The sequence below is a fragment of the Agromyces sp. G08B096 genome (assembly GCF_040267705.1).
Classification (GTDB): domain Bacteria; phylum Actinomycetota; class Actinomycetes; order Actinomycetales; family Microbacteriaceae; genus Agromyces.
Genome location: NZ_CP158374.1, coordinates 3,135,546 through 3,154,669, shown reverse-complemented (window position 1 = coordinate 3,154,669; position 19,124 = coordinate 3,135,546). Strand labels below are relative to the sequence as shown.

Below are 19,124 nucleotides of genomic sequence, written 5' to 3'. Positions count from 1 at the left end.
GCGGGCACTCGACACCGGATGCCCCGCCCCGGCGCTCTTCGGCGCTATTCGGCTGGGCGAGCCGTCGACGAGCGCACGCGCAGGTCGTACGGCAGCGGCGTCGCCTCGGGCTCGGGAGCGTCGCCGCCCGGCTCGAGCTCGTCCATCAGCACCTCGACGGCCTGCTCGCCCTGCACGCGCGGGAACTGCGCCACGGTCGTCAGCCCGAAGAAGTCGGCCAGATCGTGGTCGTCGATGCCGATCACGGAGACGTCGCGCGGCACCGACATGCCGAGGTCGCGGGCGGCGAGGATGGTGCCGATCGCCATCTCGTCGGAGGCCGCGAAGATCGCGGTCGGCCGCTCATGCGGCACCCCGAGCAGCTGCTTCGCCGCGTGGTAGCCGCCGCGGATGGTGAAGTCCGCCGGTGCGAAGAACCGCGGCTCGACGTCGACGCCGGCGTCGCGGAGCGCGGCCTCGTACCCGAGGCGCCGGTTGGTCGGCAGATGGAAGTCGAGGTCGAACTCGAGGTCGCCGCCGATGTGCGCGATGCGGCGGTGCCCGAGCCCGAGGAGATGCTCGGTCGCGAGCCGCGCGACGGCGACGTCGTCGATGGTGAGCGTGCGCACGCCCGGGATCGGTCCGCCCACGCCGACGAGCGGCTTGCCGAGGTGGTGCAGTCGACGCACCTCGGGCTCGGTGAGCTCGAGCGACACCGCGATGACGGCGTCGACGCGCTGACGCAGCAGGAAGTGCTCGAAGACGCTCTCGCGCTCGCGCCCGTCGCCCGAGAGGTTGTAGAGCGTGAGGTCGTACCCATGCCGGAGCAGCGCTTGCTGAGCGCCCTCGAGCACCGACGAGAAGAACCACCGGTTCAGGAAGGGGATGACGACCCCGATGTTGCGGGTCCGCCCCGAGGCGAGGCTCGACGCGTTCGACGAGACGACGTAGCCCAGCCTGGCCGCCGCCTCCTCGACCTTGGCCTTCGACGTCGGCGACACGTGGCCGCGGCCCGACAGCGCGCGCGACACCGTCGCGGTGGAGACCCCCGCGAGCTTCGCGACCTCTTCGATGCCGGCCATGCGCCCTCACTCCCGGCCGTGCCGAGTCAGCCCGGTGGAACCGGATCCTCCCGGGCCTGCCCGGACTGAGGCATCCTATCGCCCGCCGCACCGCGTGGCGCGTTGCCGCGGCCGTCGGGCGTGCGGTAGAAATGGCCGTTCGGGGCTTGCCCACGGGGGGCGCGGCTTGCCTGCCGACGCCGACCGAAGGGAATGCTCGCGTGAAGTGGGTCAAGCGCATCGTCGTGGCGCTGGTGGTGGTCTTCGCCCTGTTCTACCTCGTCACGAGGCCCGAAGACGCCGCGAGCGCGGTCCAGGCCGCCGTGGGAGCGGTGTGGGGAGCGATCTCGTCGATCGGCGTGTTCTTCAGCTCTCTCGCCGGCTGAGCCGGGTGCGGCACCGATGAGCCTCTTCGACCCGAAGGTCGACCGGCACCTGATCGCCGACCAGGGCGAGGTGATCGTCGACGAGGTGGAGAAGCACTGGACGGCGAGCGTCAAGCCCGTCCTCGAGCTGCTGCTCGCGATCCCGGTGCTGCTGCTCATCCTCGTGCTGCCCTCGCAGCTCTACTTCCTGCCGCTGCTCGCCGCGCCGGCGATCGCCATCCACGCGGCGTGGCGCATCCTCGACGTCCGCATGGACCGGTTCGTCATCACGAACATGCGCGTGTTCCGGGTGCACGGCATCCTGTCGCAGCACATCGCGACGATGCCCATCTCCCGCATCCTCGACATCTCGGTGAAGAAACCGCTCATCGGCCGGGTGCTCGGCTACGGGCACTTCATCTTCGAGTCGGCGGCGCAGGACCAGGGCCTGCGCGAGATCCGTTTCGTCGGCGACCCCGACGAGCGGGGACTCACCATCCAGCGGGTCATCCAGCGCGCCGGCCTCCGTGGCGGAGCGGTCAGCGGCCCGACCGCCGGCCGGTTCGGCCGCCCGGTCGATCCGGCCGGCGTCACGATGCCGATGTTGATGACGGATGCCTCCGCCACGGCGCATCCGTTCGACCGCATCGTCGGCGACCCGATGGCCGGCGAGGCCGGCGAACGCGACACCTGGACGCAGCCCATCTCGACCCAGGACGGCACGTAGCGGACCGATTCCGGGTACGTCCGCACGCGGGCTCGACGACTCCCGGCCTGATTTCGCCCTGCGCGGGTCGGCGGGTACCATTGTGTGGCCCCCGGTTGTGTGCAGAACGTGGTCGGGTGCACATGGCGAGTTACCCAAGCGGCCAAAGGGATCTGACTGTAAATCAGCTGTCTACGACTTCGGGGGTTCGAATCCCTCACTCGCCACGGAAAGCCCCGGTTCGCCGGGGCTTCTGCCGTTCCAGGCGGCCCGCCGTGCCCGGTCGTGCGCGGTGACATACGATTTCCCCACCGGTTCTCCATCGACCCGACCGGAAGACGGAGGATCCGTGGACCCCGCCGAGCTCGCCCTCGACCCCGATGAACTCCGCCGTCTCGTGGAGTGCGCGAAGGAGCCGATCCGGACCCCCGGCTCGATCCAGGGCCACGGCACGCTCCTCGGCGTCGACCAGACGGGCGTGATCGCCGTCGTCAGCGAGAACGCCGCCCGCTGGCTCGGTCAGCTCGTGCTCGAGGTCGGCAACGCCGAGCTCGAGTACGCGGTTCGCACGGGCCGGGCCGTCGATCCGGTGCGCATCACGTGGGAGGGCGTCGAGTCCGACGCCATCGTCCATCGCGTCGACGGGCTGACCCTCGTCGAGATCGAGCCGGTGCCACCGGGCAACGAGTATGCGCGCACCGCCGTGGTCGGCGCGATCACCCGCGTGGCGCAGACGACCTCCATCGAAGAGGTGCGCGAGCTGGCCGCGCGGGAGATCCGCGACATCACGGGCTTCGATCGTGTGATGGTCTACCACTTCCACGATGACGGGCACGGCGAGATCGTCGCCGACGAACGCGACCCCGCGATGGAGCCCTACCTCGGTCTGCACTTCCCGTCGTCCGACATCCCGCCCCAGGCGCGCGCGCTCTACATCTCGAAGATCGGGCGCATGATCGCGAGCACCACGGCTCCTGGCATCCCGCTGCTCGCCCTCGCCGGCGACGCGCACGACGTCGACCTGTCGAACGCGGAGCTCCGCAGCGTCTCGCCGTACCACCTGCAGTTCATGCGGAACATGGGCCAGGCTTCGACCTTCTCCCTGTCCCTCGTCGATCAGGGCCGGCTCATCGGCATGATCACCTGTGCGCACCGGACCGAGCGGCGGCTGCCCGTGCTGCTCCGGCGCGCCCTCGAGGTGCTCGCCGGCCAGATCGCCATGCAGATGGCGTCCATGCGCGAGATCGCCCGCCTCCGCCACATGGTCGAGGTGCGCGAGCGGCGGAGCGAGCTGCTCGCCCCGCTCTACGGGTCCGACGACATCCACGCCGCGCTCCTCGGCGGGTCCTCGACGGTGCTCGATCTGGTGCCGGCCGACGGCGTGCTCGTGCGCATCGGGGGCACCTCTCGTGCGGCAGGCGAGGTGCCGCCGCTCGGATCCGTCCTCCGCGTGCTCGAACGGCTCGGCGGCGGCTCCTTCGTGTCGGAGAGTCTCGTCACCGACCGGCCCGAGCTCGCGAGGCTCCTGCCCGGCGTCGCCGGCCTCCTCGTGGTGCCGTTGACCGATGCCGGCGAGGCCCTGGTGTTCTTCCGCGCGGAAGTCGCCCGAGACGTGTCCTGGCTGGGCGACCCGGGCGGGACGAACCGCCCCGGGGAACTCTCCCCGCGGACCTCGTTCTCCGCGTGGCGGCGCACCGTGCGCGGGCGCAGCGAACCCTGGGGCACGGTCGTCGAGGAGGCCGCCGAACTCGGACGCGAGCTCGAGATCGCGCTGCAGCGCCGCGCAGAGGCCCAGCTCGCGGAGCTCGCCATGCGCGACCCACTCACCGGGCTCTACAACCGGCGCTACCTCGTCGAGCGGCTCGCGACGCTCGGCCCCGTCGGCGAGGCCGGCAAGGCCGTGCTCTTCGTCGACCTCGACGACTTCAAGCGCATCAACGACCAGCACGGCCACGACATCGGCGACGCCGTCATCCTCGAGGTCGCCGACCGGCTCGTCGCGCACTCGCGCGAGCAAGACGTCGTGGTGCGTCTCGGCGGCGACGAGTTCGTGGTGCTGCTCGACGGCGTGATCGGTGAAGACGTCGAGGCGGTCGCCGATCGGATGATCCGCGCCATCGCGGCACCCATCGTCACCGGGCGGGTGCTGCTGTCGGTCACGGCGTCGTGCGGCATCGTCGTGGCCGACCCCGGCTCGCCGCGCGCCGGACTCCTCGAGGCCGCGGACGCCGCGATGTACCGGGCGAAGAACGCCGGCCGGAACCGCACGTCGCGCTGAGACGGCCGGGCCGGGTAGGCCGGGGCGGGGCGGGGCGGGGCGATCAGCGCGGGTCGCCCGAGTCGGCGCCGCGCCTCGGCAGTGCTGCGGCCGCGTCGGTCAGCGACCGGTCGGCTCCGGCACGAGCCGCATGCCCGCGGCGCCGTTCGCCGACTCGATGAGTTCCTCGAGCCAGTGCCGGTTGATGTCGGTGACGTTCTCGTCGAACTCGAACCGCAGCGTCGCGGCCGGGTTGATCCAGATCTGCTGACGGCCGCCGGCCTCGCCTTCGATCGACAGCGCGAAGCTCTCCTTGCGCCGGAGCTTGGCCAGCACGACGAACTCGATGTGGGCGAGGGTGCGATCAGGCAGTTCGAACGATGCGGGCGGCGAGCCGTAGTGGAGGTGTCCCATCGAAGCGATCCTACGTCGCGATAGCCTGAACCTGTGACTCTCGTGCACCGACTGACCGTTGACGGCCGTGACTACTTCCTGCCCGACCCCGTGACCGAGCTGAAGCAGCAGATCCTCGAGGCCATCCGCGCGGGCGGCGGCTACGTGAACATCCCGCCGCTGCGCGGCGGCCCCGGCATCGACATCCTGTTCTCGCCGGGCATGCCCGTCACGTGGTCGCAGATCGAGGTGGGAGGCGACCTCGCCGACCGCCGCGACGACAGGGCCGGCGACGGCGACGACGAGGACTTCGGGCTCTGACCGCGCTGAGGCGGCGGCGACGCGCCGCCTCAGTCGGCGACGCGCGACCTCACGCCGGCTGGAGCAGCGGCTCGAGCTCCTCGGCCGCGACGGCCGGCGAGAAGTAGTAGCCCTGCGCGCGGTCGCAGCCCCAGCGCCTCGCGCGCTCGAGGTCGTCGGCCGTCTCGACGCCCTCCGCGACGACGATCGCCGACTGTGCGCGGGCGATCTCGACGCACTCCGCGACCAGGTCGTCGGCTTCGGCGCGTCGATCCCGCATCAGCGAGCGGTCGATCTTCACCTCGGTGAACGGCATCCGGCGGAGCCCCTCCACTGAGGTCGTTCCCGCCCCGAAATCGTCGATCGAGATGCCGACGCCGCCGTCGATCAGCGCGGCAAGCGCGCGGTACTCGTCGCAGGACTCCAGGAGCGCCGGCGTCTCGGTGATCTCCGCGGTCACGGTCCAGCGCGGCAGACCGAGCCCGTGCACGATCTCGAGCACCGCCTCGGCGAAGGCCGGCGTGAGCTGCGACGGCGAGATATTGACGGCGATGCCGACGCGGAGGCCGCGCTGGTGCCACTCGGCCGCGCGCCGCCCCGACTGCTCGAGGATGGCCCGTCCGAGGTCGGCGATGAGGCCTGAACGCTCGGCGATCGGGATGAACGAGTCGGGCAGGATGAGGCCCCGGTCGGGGTGCACCCATCGGCACAGGGCCTCGAGCACGACGGGCCTGCCGGTGGTGAGGTCGTACTCGGGCTGGTAGTAGGCGACGAGCTCCCCTCGGGTCACGGCGCGACGAAGCTCGCCGACCTCGAGGCCGGCTGTCGCGTTCGACGCGCCGCGTTCCATTCGTCCAGCATCACCGTGTCAAGCCCTGCGTGCAACGCGACCGGCGACTCAGGTGCATCCCGTATACTTCGCGGCCGCTCCATCACGTCCGTCGCTCCCCGAGAGCGCGGCCCGCTCCGAACGGATATCCTTCCCGTGATGGGCACTCTGACGTACGACTCCAAGCTGGTGGTCTCCTTCGACGACCGCGTGCTGGCCCACCTGCAGGCCGTGATCTGGGCGAAGCTGCGCCGCGGCGAGCCGTTCGCCTTCTCCTGGACCGAGTCGTCCTCAGCGAGCGGGTTCGGGCGCACCTCGGTCTGGCTGGCGCCCTCCATCCCCGTCGCGTTCGAGTACTTCGGTGGTCGGGCGCCTCGCCTGAACCCCGCCTGGGTGCACGCCCTCAACCGGTCCGCGAACTCCGCGGGCGGGCTGACGGTCGTGCCCGAGCCGCCCGGGCCGACCGGCCCCGCTGCGGCACCGTCCGACGGCTGAGCACGCCCGGCGTCCGGGTGACGGGCGCGGATCAGTCCGTCTCGCCGCGGCCCTCCGGACGAGCGGCCGACGGTTGGGCCTCGGGCTCGGGCAGCAGCACGAGGCCGCCGGGCGAGTTCGCGGCGCGCGTGAGCTCGCGGATCCAGTGCGGATTGAGCGGGATGTCCCGCCCGTCGAAGAACTCGAATGTGACGGGCACGTCGGGGCTGAACCAGATGGAGTGCCGCCCGCTGCCCTGCTCGAGCGGCGTCTCCCAGGAGTAGGAGAACGACTCGCCCCGGCGCAGCTTCGCGAACACGACGCTCCGGAGGTGGGCGAGCGGACGATCTTCGATCTCGATCGTGCGGATGAAGTTCCACGTCAGGATGCCCACGTACCCAGCTTGCCATCTCACGGCGTCCCGCGTCGGTCGGGGATAACCTGTGCGGGTGGTCGCATCCTTCGAGTGCCGCACGCGCCTGGCCGTCCCGGTGCCGGAGGCGTTCGACCGCGCCCGCAGCATCGACCTGCATATCGGCTCGATGGCGGCCTCCCGCGAGCGTGCCGTCCGCGGCGTGACCTCCGGGTTGATCGAGGCCGGCCAGGAGGTGACCTGGCGGGCGCGGCATCTCGGCGTGACGTTCACGATGACCAGCCGCATCACCCGGATGTCCCGGCCGGAGTCGTTCGTCGACGAACAGCTCCGCGGGCCGTTCGCGAGCTTCCGGCACGAGCACCGCTTCGAGCCCGACGGCGACGGCACCCTGATGCTCGACCGCGTCGACTTCGGTCCCCCGCTCGGCGTGCTGGGCCGCCTGGCCGAACTCGTGCTGCGGCCGTGCCTGCGACGGCTGATCGAGCACCGCAACGCGCACCTCGCGGCGACGCCGTTGCCCTGAGCGGGCCTGGACGAGGCATCCCGGATGTCCCCCGGATGGGCGCTGTCGCCCGGGGACGCCGTCGGTCAGAATCGCACGGAGTCGAATGTGCGCATCGGCTCAGCGAGCCGCGGCTGCACCCCATTGCCTCAAGCCGGCCGTCGCGGCTCGCCCGATGCGCACCGCGTACCGTGGAGACATGACCGCGTCAGAGGCATCCATTCCCGCTCCGGCCGACCTGCTCGAGATCGCACGCGACATCGCCGTGCGCGCCGGCAGCGCCGCCCTCGAGGCGCGACGCGCGGGCGTCGAGGTCGCCGCGACGAAGTCGACGCCGGTCGACATCGTCACCGCCGTCGATCGCGACACCGAGGCGCTGATCCGCGAGCTCATCCTCGAGGCCCGGCCCGACGACGGCATCCTCGGCGAGGAGGACGCCGCGCGCGTCGGCACCAGCGGCGTCGAGTGGATCGTCGACCCCATCGACGGCACCGTCAACTTCCTCTACGGCATCCCCGCCTGGGCGGTGAGCATCGCGGTCGTCGCCGGGCCGCCGAACCCCGGGGAGTGGACCGCGCTCGCCGGCGTCGTCGTCAACCCGGTCACGGGCGAGCTGTTCGAGGCGAGCCGCGGCGGCGGCGCCCGGCTCGCGGGCCGGGAGCTGGCGGTGAACGAGGAGGTCCCGCTGTCGCACGCGCTCGTCGGCACCGGATTCGCGTACTCGGCCGAGCGGCGTCGCGAGCAGGCGCAGGTGCTCACGGGACTGCTGCCGCTCGCGCGGGACATCCGCCGCATCGGCTCGGCCGCGCTCGATCTGTGCGGCCTCGCAGCCGGCCGGCTCGACGCGTTCTACGAGGTCGGGCTGAACCCGTGGGATCACGCAGCGGGCGCGCTCATCGCCCGCGAGGCCGGGGCGATCGTGACGGGCGTCGACGGCGGCCCCGAGAGTGTCGAGTTCTTGCTCGCGGCGGCGCCAGGACTGCACGAGGAGCTGCGCGCAGCGCTCCGTGCTGCGGGGGCGCCCGCCTGACCCTGGCGGCACGCGTCGGCGTGATCGTTGCGGCGAATCGGGCGTGATCTGCGGGATTCGTCGTGCTTCGGCCCGGTGAGCGAGGGAATCGCTCGTCTCGCGTGGCGCGAACGGTTGACTCGGGGTACGCTTTACCGATCCGTTATCTCGGCCAAGGCGTCGGGATGCACACCTCCCCATCCGGTCCGTTCCCCGACGCCGAAGGTTCCCCCCACGTGCTCGAGTCCCCTCTCGTGCCCGACGGTCCCACGCCAGGCACGCAGTCCCCGCTGCGGCCCGAACGACCCTTGACCCGGCGGGAACTGAGGGAACGCGAGGCCGCGGCCCGTGCGACGCAGGAGCCGAACCCGGCTGCGACGCAGGCTCACGGTTCGTGGCCCGCCGCCTCGCAGCCGGTCGTGCAGCAGCACGCCGCACCGGCGCAGCCCGTCTCGCCGGTGCAGCCCGTCTCGCCGGTGCAGCCGGTCTCGGTGCAGCCGGCTTCGGCGCAGCAGCCGATCGTCCAGCGGCCGGCCACGCCCCCGGCAGGGAGTGCGCCAGCGGCTCCGACCCGCCGCGATGCCCGCTCGACGCGTACCGACGAACGTCCGGTCGAAGCGTTCGACGCCCTCTTCGGCGACCTCACCGCCGACGCCGAGCCCGACTCCGCCGCCCGTGGCCGACGAGCCGGGCGGCGCGTCGAGCCCGGCGCGACGCAGGCCGCCGTGCCGCCGGCCGACCGCTCGGTCGCCGAGGCATCCGCCGAGTTCGCCGCCGCGCTCGGGGCATCCGCTCGTCGCCCCCGACTCGCCTTCGACGACTCCGTCGCGACCGATGGTCTGCCGAATGGCGTCGTCGCGCCCCAGCAGGCCTCCCGACGCGACCAGCGCCGCGTCGAGACCGACGTTCGCCCCGGGCGTGCCGAACGCCGCGAGGCGGCCGACCAACGGGCGCGCCAGCTCGCCTCCCGGCGCCCGGCCGAGGCATCCGTCACCCCGACGGCACCGCCCCGCGCGCGCCGCGGCCGGCGCGGCATGCGTGCCGTCGTCGCCATGGGCTTCGCCGCGACGCTCGCCCTCGCCACGTCCGTGCCCGCGCTGTCGCTGCTCAGCCCCGAAGAGGTGCAGGCCATGGCGCTCGCCGCCGCGGCCGACGCCAAGGGCCCGGGCCAGCGCGTGACGGTCGACGGCGACGCGATCGCGTCGCCCACGGTCGACCGCGAGGGCTACCAGCACCAGACGATCGCCGAGTACGCGGCGGCCGCCGGCATCCGGCCCGAGGCGACGTTCACGAACAACCCCCTCGGCACCATCCAGTGGCCCTTCGCCGTCGGCGTGCACATCGGCGACCGGTTCGGCTACCGCAACTGCGCCGGCTGCTCGGCCGACCACCACGGTCAGGACTTCAACCCGGGTCTCGGCGCCGAGATCCAGGCCATCGCCGACGGCGTCGTGTCGGTCTCGACCGACTCCGGCGGATCCCTCGGCGTCGTCATGATGATCGACCACGTCATCGACGGCGAGGTCGTCACGAGCGTCTACGCCCACATGGAGTTCGACTCGCGCCGGTTCGAGGTCGGTGACACGGTGCACGTCGGCGACGTCATCGGCACGACCGGCGACACCGGCATGTCGACGGGTCCCCACCTGCACTTCGAGATCCGCATCGGCGGCGTGAACGGCGAATGGGTCGACCCGCTCGAGTGGCTCTACGCCAACACCAACTAGGCGCGCGGGGCCGCCCGGCCGACCGCGGGGTCATCCGCTGATCGCGTGCACCGCGCGCGGTTCGGACTCGTTTCGTCGCGGGACCACCGCGCGGAGGCGCCCGATTGCGTCCGAATGCGGATGCCCCTGAGCCCGAGTCGGGGCGCGCGGAGCCGCGTGCACGGCGGAAGAGACGACGCGGCGGGACGCGCCCCGTCGGGCACGTCCCGCCGCGCAGCGCGTTACGCGCGGAGCCAGACCGTGGTGTCGGCGGGGAGCGAGCCGTCGAGCTCGCCGGAGGCGAGCAGGACGGTGCCGCCCGGCAGCGCCACGGGCGCAGAGCCCGTGTTCGCGACCACGGTGACGTCGCCGTTGCGGAAGGCCACGGTGTCGGCGTCGAAGCCGTCGAGCCACTCCAGCGTTCCCGAGCCGAGGTCGTGCTCGCGGCGGAGGCGAAGGGCGTCCTGGTAGAGGCTCAGCGTCGATCCGGGCACGCCCTGCTGGCGGTCGCGGGCGAGCTCGGCCCACTGCGCGGGCTGCGGCAACCACGAGGCATCCGTCGGCCCGAATCCGTACGAGGGTGCCGTGGCCTCCCACGGGATCGGCACGCGGCATCCGTCGCGGCCGTAGCGCTCGCCGTTCGTGCGGAACCAGGTGGGGTCCTGGCGGGCGTCGTCGGGCAGGTCGATGACCTCGGGGAGGCCGAGCTCCTCGCCCTGGTAGATGTACGCCGAGCCGGGCAGAGCGAGCATGAGCGCCGTCGCGGCCCGCGCGCGGCGGAGGCCGTCCGCGTACTCGGGGATGCCCTTCGAACGCGGTCCGAGCCCGTGGCCCTGCGGGTTGTCGGCGGTCACGGCGAGGCGCGTGGCGTGGCGGACGACGTCGTGGTTGGAGAGCACCCACGTCGAGGGCGCGCCGACGGAGCCGAACGCGTCGAGCGAGTCGTCGATGACGGTGCGGAGGGATGCGGCGTTCCACGGGGTCTCGAGGTAGGCGAAGTTGAACGACTGGTGCATCTCGTCGGAGCGCACCCACTTCGCCACCTTCGGCAGCGGGTCGACCCACGCCTCGGCGGCGAGCACGCGGTCGCCGGGGTACTCGTCGAGGACGCGGCGCCAGTCGCGGTAGATCTCGTGGACGCCCTCCTGTGCCCAGTACGGTGCGCCGTCGCCGTTCTCCTCGCTGATCGCGGGTTCGAGGGCGACGCCCGCGCCGTCCTCGCCGACGGTGACGCCGCCGGCGCCGCCCATCGAGCCCGAGCCCTGCGGCGGGGTCCAGTCGGGCAGGCCGTCGGCCTTGACCAGGCCGTGCGCCACGTCGACGCGGAAGCCGTCGGCGCCGCGGTCGAGCCAGAAGCGCAGGATACGACGGAACTCCTCGCGGACCTCCTCGTTCGTCCAGTCGAAGTCGGGCTGCGAGCTGTCGAAGAGGTGGAGGTACCACTGGCCGGGCGTGCCGTCGGCCTCGATGACGCGGGTCCAGGCGGGGCCGCCGAACACGGACTCCCAGTTGTTGGGGGGCAGCTCGCCGTGCTCGCCGCGGCCCTCGCGGAAGAGGTAGCGGCCGCGGGCGGCGCTGCCCGGCGGCGACGCGAGGGCCTCCTGGAACCAGGGGTGCTGGTCGGAGGAGTGGTTCGGCACCAGGTCGATGATGACGCGGATGCCTCGCGCGTGGGCCTCTTCGAGCATGGCGTCGAAGTCGGCGAGGGTGCCGAACCGGGGGTCGACGTCGCAGTAGTCGGCGACGTCGTACCCGGCGTCCTTCTGGGGGGAGGTGTAGAACGGCGACAGCCAGATCGCGTCGATGCCGAGCGCCTCGAGCGAGCCGAGTCGCGAGGTGATGCCGGCGAGGTCGCCCATGCCGTCGCCGTTGGCGTCGGCGAAGGAGCGGGGGTAGATCTGGTAGATCGCGGCGGTGCGCCACCATTCCGAAGTCATGCCGAAACCCTACGACATTTCGACATTTGTTGGAAACGCTTGCAGTCGCTTCCGGACACACAATGGTCACGAACCTGTATCAAAGGCGGGCGCTCGGTTTTGTGAACATCTTGTGACGAGGTATACCTGTAATCGCTTGCATACGGCGAGCATCCAACACGGAAGAACGGCCTTTCGGGCTCGGTGCGCGGTTCCGCTTCACGCGGGACGACGAGGGACAGCCCTCCTCCACCAGGCGAAGGCGCCGATTCACGCGAACTGAGAAGGGCACACCAATGAGGGTGAACAGGAAGGGCCTCCTCGCTGCGGGCGCCGTCGCCGTCGTGACGACGCTGGGGCTCGCCGGCTGCGCCGGTGGCGACAGCGGCTCCGAGGGCGACTCGTCGGCCGCGAGCACGCTGACCGTCTGGGTCGACGCCGAGCGCGTCGACGCGCTGAAGGGCGCAGCCGAGGCGTACAGCGAGAAGAGCGGCGTGAAGGTCGACATCGTCGGCAAGGACGTCGCCGACATCAAGGACGACTTCATCCAGCAGGTGCCGACCGGCAAGGGCCCCGACATCACCATGGGCGCCCACGACTGGCTGGGCGAGCTCTCGACCAACGGCGTCGTCGCCCCCATCGAGCTGGGCGACTCCGCCGCCGACTACCTCCCCGTCGCCATCGAGGCCTCGACCTACGAGGGCACCGTCTACATGCTGCCCTACGCCGTCGAGAACATCGCCGTGCTCCGCAACGCCGACCTCGTGCCCGAGCCGGCCGCGAACTTCGACGACATGATCGCGAAGGGCCAGGCCGCCGGCCTCACCCAGCCCTTCGTCGTCGAGCAGGGCGCCGAGGGCAACCCCTACCACCTCTACCCCTTCCAGACCGCGTTCGGCGCCCCCGTCTTCGGCACCAACGACGAGGGCTACGACCCGACCGACCTGCAGCTCGGCAACGCCGGCGGCGATCAGTTCGCCACGTGGCTCGGCTCGCAGGGCAAGAACGGCACCGGCGTGTTCAACACCGACATCGACGGTGACATCGCGAAGGAGAGCTTCCTCACCGGCAAGTCGGCGTTCTGGCTGACCGGCCCGTGGAACGTCGGCGCCGCCGTCGACGCGGGCATCAACGTCGCCATCGACACGGTGCCGAGCCCGACCGCCGAGCCCGCGCAGCCGTTCGCCGGCGTGAAGGGCTTCTTCATCTCCTCGGAGTCGAAGAACAAGGTCGCCGCGAACGACTTCCTCGTGAACTACCTCGGCACCGAGGACGTGCAGCTCGAGCTGTTCGAGGCGGGCAACATCCTCCCGGCGCTCACCGCCGCGGCCGAGACCGCGTCGAGCGACCCGATCATCGAGGGCTTCGCCGCCGTCGGCGCCGAGGCCGTGCCGATGCCGGCCATCCCCGCCATGGGCGCGGTGTGGCAGTACTGGGGCATCGCCGAGGCCGCGATCATCAACGGCGCCGACCCGGTCGCGACGTGGCAGAAGCTCGCGTCCGACGTGCAGGCCGCGATCTCCGAGTAATCCCGAGCCGCTCCGGGACGGGCGCCGACCGGCGCCCGTCCCGGAGCGCAGCCCTGTATCCACGTGGGAAGAGTGAGCACCATGAGCACGACGATCGAGGACGGCACGAGGCAGGACGCCCCGCCGCCGAAGCCGAGCAGGCGCCAGCGCCAGGCGGCGGCCATCGCCGACGCGGCATCCGGCGGCATGAAGGTCTTCTTCGTCAAGCTCATCGCGCTCGCGATCGTCGACGCGCTCGCCGTGTACGCGATCTTCGTGCTGATCGCCCACGCGCAGTGGGTGCCGATGGTCGTGGTCGTCGCGGTGACGGCCGTCGTCAACTGGATCTACTTCTCGCGGAAGAAGCTGCCCGCGAAGTACCTCACGCCTGGCGTCATCTTCCTCGCCGTGTTCCAGGTGTTCGTGCTCCTGTACACGGGCTACATCGCGTTCACGAACTACGGCACCGGCCACAACGGGTCGAAGGAGCAGGCGGTCTCCTCGCTCATGGCCTCCTCGCTCGAACGGGTCGAGGACTCGCCGACCTACCCCGTCACGGTCGTCGAGCAGGGCGGCCAGCTGGGCCTCCTCGTCACCGACCCCGACGGCGACGCGAGCATCGGCACGAACGACCGGCCGCTCGAGCCGGTCTCCGGGGTCGAGTTCGAGGGCGACAAGGCGGTCGCGGCCGACGGCTGGACGACGCTGCAGTTCGCCGACGTGCTCGCGCGCACCGACGAGGTCACCGCCCTCGCGGTGCCCTTCTCGGACGACCCGAACGACGGCGCCATCCGCACGCCCGACGGCTCCAGCGGCTACCTCTACGTCTCGACGCTGGAGTACGACGAGGCGGCCGGCACCATGACCGACCTCGAGACCGGCACCGTCTACGCGGACACCGGCGTGGGCGCGTTCACCGCCGAGGACGGCGAGCAGCTGCTGCCCGGCTGGCAGATCACGGTCGGCTTCGACAACTTCGTCCGCGCCGTCACCGACGCGCGCCTCGCCGGCCCGCTCGTCTACGTCACGCTCTGGACGTTCGCGTTCGCCCTGATCTCGGTGGCGTCGACCTTCTTCCTCGGCCTCTTCCTCGCGATCGTGTTCAACGACCTGCGGATGCGCGGCCGCAAGATCTACCGGGTCCTGATGATCCTGCCGTACGCGATCCCGTCGTTCCTCTCGGCGCTCGTGTGGGCGGGAATGATGAACCAGAGCTTCGGCTTCATCAACCAGGTGCTCCTCGGCGGGGCATCCGTTCCCTGGCTCACCGACCCGCTGCTCGCGAAGGTCTCGATCCTCATCGTGAACCTCTGGCTCGGCTTCCCGTACATGTTCCTCGTGTGCATGGGCGCCCTGCAGTCCATCCCCGATGAGCTCCAGGAGGCGGCGACGGTCGACGGCGCGAAGCCGTGGGCGGTGTTCCGGCTGATCAAGCTGCCGCTGCTCCTCGTGACGGTCGCGCCGCTGCTGATCGCGTCGTTCGCGTTCAACTTCAACAACTTCAACACGATCTACATGCTCACCGACGGCGGTCCGCGCGACTCGAACGCGCCGATCCCGGTCGGGTTCACCGACATCCTGATCACGATGGTCTACAAGGTGGCGTTCACCGGGCAGACGCGTGACTACGGCCTCGCGAGCGCGTACTCGATCATCATCTTCATCGTCGTCGCGATCATCTCGATCATCGCGTTCCGGCGCACCAAGAGCCTCGAGGAGCTGAACTGATGGCCGCGCAGCATCCCGTCCCCGGCAGCCAGAGCGGACTCCTCGCGGGCGAGGTCGACGAGTTCGCGGATGACTCGACGCGGGCGTCCGTCGCGGTCGGCGACGCCCCTCGGCGGATCCCGACGAAGCGGCCGTTCAACTTCGGCCGGTGGTTCCGTCAGACGGGCTGGCGGCACATCGTCGGCGTCGTCATGGTGGTGTTCTCGCTCTTCCCGATCGTGTTCGTGGTGTCGTCGTCGCTGAACCCGCACGGCACACTCACCGGCTCGAACGCGCTGTTCTCCCAGATCGGGCTCGACAGCTACGTGCGGATCCTCTCCGACCCGCAGATCCCGTTCGCGCGGTGGTTCGCGAACACGCTGATCATCGCGGGCGTCACCGCGCTCGGCACGGTGTTCCTCGGCGCGCTGGCCGCGTACTCGTTCTCGCGCATGCGGTTCACCGGGCGCCGGTTCGGTCTGATCACGATCGTGATCGTGCAGATGTTCCCCCAGCTGCTCGCGGTCGTCGCGATCTTCCTGCTGATGTCGACGATCGGCGACCTGTTCCCGGCGATCGGCCTGAACACGCACATCGGCCTCATCATGGTGTACCTCGGCGGCGCGCTGGGCGTGAACACCTACCTCATGTACGGCTTCTTCAACACCGTGCCCGCCTCGATCGACGAGGCCGCGAAGATCGACGGCGCGGGGCACGCCCGCATCTTCTTCACCATCATCCTGCGGCTCGTGGCGCCGATCCTCGCGGTCGTCGCGCTGTTGTCGTTCATCTCGAGCGTGAACGAGTTCGTCGTGGCATCCGTGCTGCTCATCGACACCGAGAACCAGACGCTCGCGGTGGGCCTCACGAAGCTCGTGTCGAACCCGCGCTACGCCGACTGGTCGGCGTTCTCCGCGGGCGCGGTGATGTCGGCGGCGCCGGTGGTCGCGCTGTTCCTCTTCCTGCAGAAGTACATCGTCGGCGGGCTGACCGCGGGCGCGGTCAAGTAGTCGCACCGGTCGGATACGCTCCGGGCATGCTGACCCCGCACCACGACGGATCTCCGCTGCACGTCTCCACGGCGACGCCCGAGCTCGGCGAGGTCGTGCGCGTGCGGCTGCGGGTGCCGCACGCGTTCGGCCCGCTCGCGTGGGCGGGCACGCGATCGAACCCGAACCACGAGCCGCGGTTCAGCGAGGCGCGCCGCGTGGAGTCTCCGGCCGGCCGCTCGATCGGCGGCTGGGACTGGTGGGAGGCCGAGGTCGAGGTCGAGAACCCCGAGCACGGCTACCGGTGGCTGCTCGTGGGGGAGGACGGCCGGCAGCGGTGGCTGAACCAGCTCGGCCTCTCGGCGATCGAGACGCGCGATCAGGACGACTTCCGGCTGGTCGCCCACCCTCCGGCGCCCGAGTGGGCGGCGGAATCGGTGCTGTACCAGGTGTTCCCCGACCGGTTCGCGCGATCGGATGCCGCGGACTCGCGCGAGCTGCCCGCCTGGGCGATCCCCGCCGAGTGGTCCGACCCGGTCGACCCCGAACCGCCGGGCCGCTCGCAGCAGGTGTACGGCGGCGACCTCGACGGCGTGCGGGAGCGGCTCGACCACCTCGAGGCGCTCGGCGTGAACCTGCTCTACCTCACGCCCGTGTTCCCCGGACGTTCGAACCACCGCTACGACGCCACGACGTTCGACCGCGTCGACGATCTGCTCGGCGGCGACGAGGCGCTCGTCCGGCTCGTCGAGGCTGCGCACGCGCGAGGCATCCGCGTCATCGGCGACCTCACCTCGAACCATTCGGGCGACGCGCACGAGTGGTCCCAGGCGGCGAAGGCCGACCTGTCGGCGCCCGAGCGCGAGTTCTACTACCTGCGCGACGACGGCTCGTACGAGTCCTGGCTCGGTGTGCCGAGCCTGCCGAAATTCGACTGGTCGTCGGCCGAGCTGCGGCGCCGCTTCATCGAGGGCCCCGACTCGGTGGTGGCCCGGTACCTGAAGGCGCCGTTCGGGCTCGACGGCTGGCGTATCGACGTGGCGAACATGACCGGGCGGCTCGGCTCGGTCGACCTGAACGCCGAGGTGCGCCGGACCATCCGGCGCACCATGCTCGAGGTGAACCCCGACACCGTCCTGCTCGGGGAGTCCACCAACGATGCGGCGTCCGATTTCCAGGGCGATGCGTGGCACGGCGCGATGACCTACACGCCCTTCACCCGGCCGCTCTGGGGCTGGCTGCAGCAGCCGGGGAGTCCTGCGGGCGGCGGCATCGGCTTCGCGCTCGGCCGCGTACCGACCCTCACGGGACCCGAGTTCGTCGAGACGCACCGCCGCTTCGCGGCCGGGTTCCCGTGGCGCACGCGCCTCGCGACGATGAACGCGCTCGACACGCATGACACGCCGCGGTTCGCCACGCACGCCCGGCCCGGAACGCCGCCGGTCGCGTTCGGCCTCGCGGTCGCCCTGCCGGGCCTGCCGGTGGTATGGGCGGGCGACGAGTTCGGGCTCACGGGCGTCGATGGCGAGGCGAGTCGCACGCCGATGCCGTGGGGGAGCGAAGGCGGCCCCGCCGTCGCACCGATGCTCGAGGCGTACCGCGCGCTGATCGGCCTGCGCCGGTCGAACCACGTGCTGGCGACGGGCGGCCTCCGCTGGCTTGCCGTCGGCGACGACGCGGTCGCCTTCGTGCGCGAGTCGGCGGATGCCTCGGTGCTGGTGCTCGCCGCACGCGACGCCGCCCGGCTCGAGCTCGACGAGGCGGCGCTGCCGCAGCTGCAGCACGCCTCGCCCGAGGCGCTCGCGGAGCGGCTCGTGGCGTTCGGATCGGTGCGGGTCGAGTCGTCCGGCGACACCATGATCCTCGCCTCCGACGGGCCTGCCTTCGCGGCCTGGCGGCTGCCCGGAGTGCCCGGCCCGGAGTGGTGAACGCCCCGTTCGGAGGGCGCCTCGAGGCGGCCGTCGACCGATGTCGGAGCCGATTCGGAGCACCGCCCGCGAGGTGATATCCTCGTACGGTTGCCGCGAGCGGCAGCACGCCCCGATAGCTCAGTGGTAGAGCACTTCCATGGTAAGGAAGGGGTCGTCAGTTCAATCCTGACTCGGGGCTCTGGTTCTCGGTTCGACTCGTTCGGCCGAAAGCCTCGCGGCGGGGTAGCTCAGGTGGTTAGAGCACACGGCTCATAATCGTGGTGTCGCGGGTTCGAGTCCCGCCCTCGCTACCGCATCAGACTCTCGCGCGGCTCGCGCGACGACCTGCCGGCTCCGCCGTTCGGGCGGGTCGGCGATCAGCCGGGCCGGCGCCCGCTCGAGCTGCGGTTCGACACCCCGTGAACGAACGTCGCGACGCCTGCGGCGATCCGCTTCGCGCGCGTCGCATCCGACACGTCGGTCTCGAGCGGGTCGGGGACGGCCGCGACCAACGCCGAGAACTGGGCCGCGGCCAGCGGGGCATCCTCGACCTCGATCCATCCTCGCGACGACCACCGCTCGAACACGGCGGCGAGGGCGCCCCGGACGCGTCCGGGGCCGTCCGCCCACCAGGCCCGGCGGAGTTCGGCCGGCAGCTGCGCGGCGTCCGTGCGCAGCTGCGCGATCAGTGCGCGGTGCGTGACGAGCTCGTGGTCGTCTGCCGGGCGTCCCGTCGCGCCGAGCCACGCGAGTGCGAACGTCCGGAGCGCCCCCTCGACGTCGTCGGCGCTCGACACCGCCCCGAGGTGGGCGTCGAGCGCCGCGATCTCGGCCTCGGCGACCGTTCGCGACGACTCGATCACGACGGCCTCGAACAGTGCGGTCTTGTCGCCGAAGTGCTTATAGATGGTGCGGGTCGACACCCCGGCGGCCGAGGCGATCGCGTCGATGCTCGCGCGCGAGAAGCCGTCGCGCGCGAACACGTCGCGCGCGCCGGCGAGGATCGCCCGCCGTTTCTCCGGGCGGGCACCGGCGGGGGGTTCGTGCGTCGCGGGATGTGCGGTCACGGTGCTCCTCGTGGGTTGCGTCGCGGACCAGCCTAGTGTGTAAAGTACCCGTTGTACTTTACAGGAAGGT

18 protein-coding genes and 3 tRNA genes are annotated in these 19,124 nt (G+C 71.3%); 15 read left to right on the top strand and 6 right to left on the bottom strand.

The window, feature by feature from the left end; all coding sequences use genetic code 11:
- Nucleotides 1-44: 44 nt before the first annotated feature.
- Nucleotides 45-1,061 (bottom strand): LacI family DNA-binding transcriptional regulator, encoded by a 1,017-nt coding sequence (locus ABIQ69_RS15070; protein WP_350347943.1) that lies wholly within the window; start codon nucleotides 1,059-1,061, stop codon nucleotides 45-47.
- A 200-nt stretch (nucleotides 1,062-1,261) separates the two neighbouring features.
- Between ABIQ69_RS15070 and ABIQ69_RS15065 the strand changes: the two genes are divergently transcribed.
- The 4 genes from ABIQ69_RS15065 (at nucleotide 1,262) to ABIQ69_RS15050 (ending at nucleotide 4,389) form a co-directional block, all read left to right on the top strand.
- Entirely contained in the window at nucleotides 1,262-1,426 is a 165-nt protein-coding gene (locus ABIQ69_RS15065) for a hypothetical protein (RefSeq protein WP_350347942.1), read from the top strand.
- A 16-nt stretch (nucleotides 1,427-1,442) separates the two neighbouring features.
- A complete protein-coding gene (locus ABIQ69_RS15060; RefSeq protein WP_350347941.1) occupies nucleotides 1,443-2,132 on the top strand; it encodes a PH domain-containing protein in 690 nt (229 codons plus the stop codon).
- Between the two features lie 124 nt (nucleotides 2,133-2,256).
- Nucleotides 2,257-2,338 (top strand) — tRNA-Tyr (locus ABIQ69_RS15055).
- 122 nt (nucleotides 2,339-2,460) lie between these two features.
- Nucleotides 2,461-4,389 carry a diguanylate cyclase gene (locus ABIQ69_RS15050; protein ID WP_350347940.1) on the top strand — a complete coding sequence of 643 codons (1,929 nt, stop codon included), beginning with the start codon at nucleotides 2,461-2,463 and terminating at the stop codon, nucleotides 4,387-4,389.
- A 99-nt stretch (nucleotides 4,390-4,488) separates the two neighbouring features.
- Here ABIQ69_RS15050 and ABIQ69_RS15045 read toward each other — a convergent pair whose 3' ends face one another.
- On the bottom strand, nucleotides 4,489-4,782 hold the full coding sequence (locus ABIQ69_RS15045; protein ID WP_350347939.1) for a hypothetical protein: 294 nt from the start codon (nucleotides 4,780-4,782) through the stop codon (nucleotides 4,489-4,491).
- 33 nt (nucleotides 4,783-4,815) lie between these two features.
- On the opposite strand from ABIQ69_RS15045, the gene ABIQ69_RS15040 reads away from it, so the two are divergent.
- Complete coding sequence (locus tag ABIQ69_RS15040) at nucleotides 4,816-5,082, top strand: hypothetical protein (RefSeq protein WP_350347938.1); 267 nt, start codon at nucleotides 4,816-4,818, stop codon at nucleotides 5,080-5,082.
- Nucleotides 5,083-5,131: 49 nt separating this feature from the next.
- Here ABIQ69_RS15040 and ABIQ69_RS15035 read toward each other — a convergent pair whose 3' ends face one another.
- On the bottom strand, nucleotides 5,132-5,911 hold the full coding sequence (locus ABIQ69_RS15035; RefSeq protein WP_350347937.1) for an EAL domain-containing protein: 780 nt from the start codon (nucleotides 5,909-5,911) through the stop codon (nucleotides 5,132-5,134).
- A gap of 138 nt (nucleotides 5,912-6,049) precedes the next feature.
- Between ABIQ69_RS15035 and ABIQ69_RS15030 the strand changes: the two genes are divergently transcribed.
- Nucleotides 6,050-6,385, top strand: coding sequence for an ATP-dependent DNA ligase (locus tag ABIQ69_RS15030; protein WP_350347936.1), 336 nt, complete (start codon nucleotides 6,050-6,052; stop codon nucleotides 6,383-6,385).
- Nucleotides 6,386-6,416: 31 nt separating this feature from the next.
- Here ABIQ69_RS15030 and ABIQ69_RS15025 read toward each other — a convergent pair whose 3' ends face one another.
- Nucleotides 6,417-6,758, bottom strand: a complete 342-nt coding sequence (locus ABIQ69_RS15025; RefSeq protein WP_350347935.1) for an ATP-dependent DNA ligase — start codon at nucleotides 6,756-6,758, stop codon at nucleotides 6,417-6,419.
- A gap of 55 nt (nucleotides 6,759-6,813) precedes the next feature.
- On the opposite strand from ABIQ69_RS15025, the gene ABIQ69_RS15020 reads away from it, so the two are divergent.
- The 3 genes from ABIQ69_RS15020 (at nucleotide 6,814) to ABIQ69_RS15010 (ending at nucleotide 9,978) form a co-directional block, all read left to right on the top strand.
- Nucleotides 6,814-7,263 carry an SRPBCC family protein gene (locus tag ABIQ69_RS15020; RefSeq protein WP_350347934.1) on the top strand — a complete coding sequence of 150 codons (450 nt, stop codon included), beginning with the start codon at nucleotides 6,814-6,816 and terminating at the stop codon, nucleotides 7,261-7,263.
- Nucleotides 7,264-7,441: 178 nt separating this feature from the next.
- A complete protein-coding gene (locus ABIQ69_RS15015) occupies nucleotides 7,442-8,272 on the top strand; it encodes an inositol monophosphatase family protein (protein WP_350347933.1) in 831 nt (276 codons plus the stop codon).
- 215 nt (nucleotides 8,273-8,487) lie between these two features.
- Nucleotides 8,488-9,978 (top strand): peptidoglycan DD-metalloendopeptidase family protein, encoded by a 1,491-nt coding sequence (locus tag ABIQ69_RS15010; protein WP_350347932.1) that lies wholly within the window; start codon nucleotides 8,488-8,490, stop codon nucleotides 9,976-9,978.
- A 221-nt stretch (nucleotides 9,979-10,199) separates the two neighbouring features.
- Here the strand turns inward: ABIQ69_RS15010 and ABIQ69_RS15005 are convergent, their stop codons facing one another.
- Nucleotides 10,200-11,894 carry a glycoside hydrolase family 13 protein gene (locus tag ABIQ69_RS15005; protein WP_350347931.1) on the bottom strand — a complete coding sequence of 565 codons (1,695 nt, stop codon included), beginning with the start codon at nucleotides 11,892-11,894 and terminating at the stop codon, nucleotides 10,200-10,202.
- 275 nt (nucleotides 11,895-12,169) lie between these two features.
- Between ABIQ69_RS15005 and ABIQ69_RS15000 the strand changes: the two genes are divergently transcribed.
- The 6 genes from ABIQ69_RS15000 (at nucleotide 12,170) to ABIQ69_RS14975 (ending at nucleotide 18,298) form a co-directional block, all read left to right on the top strand.
- Nucleotides 12,170-13,402, top strand: a complete 1,233-nt coding sequence (locus tag ABIQ69_RS15000; RefSeq protein WP_350347930.1) for a maltose ABC transporter substrate-binding protein — start codon at nucleotides 12,170-12,172, stop codon at nucleotides 13,400-13,402.
- A gap of 81 nt (nucleotides 13,403-13,483) precedes the next feature.
- On the top strand, nucleotides 13,484-15,109 hold the full coding sequence (locus ABIQ69_RS14995; RefSeq protein WP_350347929.1) for an ABC transporter permease subunit: 1,626 nt from the start codon (nucleotides 13,484-13,486) through the stop codon (nucleotides 15,107-15,109).
- The gene (locus ABIQ69_RS14990; protein WP_350347928.1) at nucleotides 15,109-16,098 is read left to right on the top strand and encodes a sugar ABC transporter permease; all 990 of its coding nucleotides are present in this window, start codon (nucleotides 15,109-15,111) and stop codon (nucleotides 16,096-16,098) included. Before ABIQ69_RS14995 ends, ABIQ69_RS14990 begins: the two co-directional genes overlap by 1 nt.
- A gap of 26 nt (nucleotides 16,099-16,124) precedes the next feature.
- On the top strand, nucleotides 16,125-18,005 hold the full coding sequence (locus tag ABIQ69_RS14985) for a glycoside hydrolase family 13 protein (RefSeq protein ID WP_350347927.1): 1,881 nt from the start codon (nucleotides 16,125-16,127) through the stop codon (nucleotides 18,003-18,005).
- A 109-nt stretch (nucleotides 18,006-18,114) separates the two neighbouring features.
- Nucleotides 18,115-18,186: transfer RNA gene (locus tag ABIQ69_RS14980), tRNA-Thr, on the top strand.
- A 38-nt stretch (nucleotides 18,187-18,224) separates the two neighbouring features.
- Nucleotides 18,225-18,298, top strand: a tRNA-Met gene (locus tag ABIQ69_RS14975).
- Nucleotides 18,299-18,364: 66 nt separating this feature from the next.
- Here ABIQ69_RS14975 and ABIQ69_RS14970 read toward each other — a convergent pair.
- Nucleotides 18,365-19,054, bottom strand: coding sequence for a TetR/AcrR family transcriptional regulator (locus ABIQ69_RS14970; RefSeq protein ID WP_350347926.1), 690 nt, complete (start codon nucleotides 19,052-19,054; stop codon nucleotides 18,365-18,367).
- Nucleotides 19,055-19,124 lie beyond the last annotated feature (70 nt).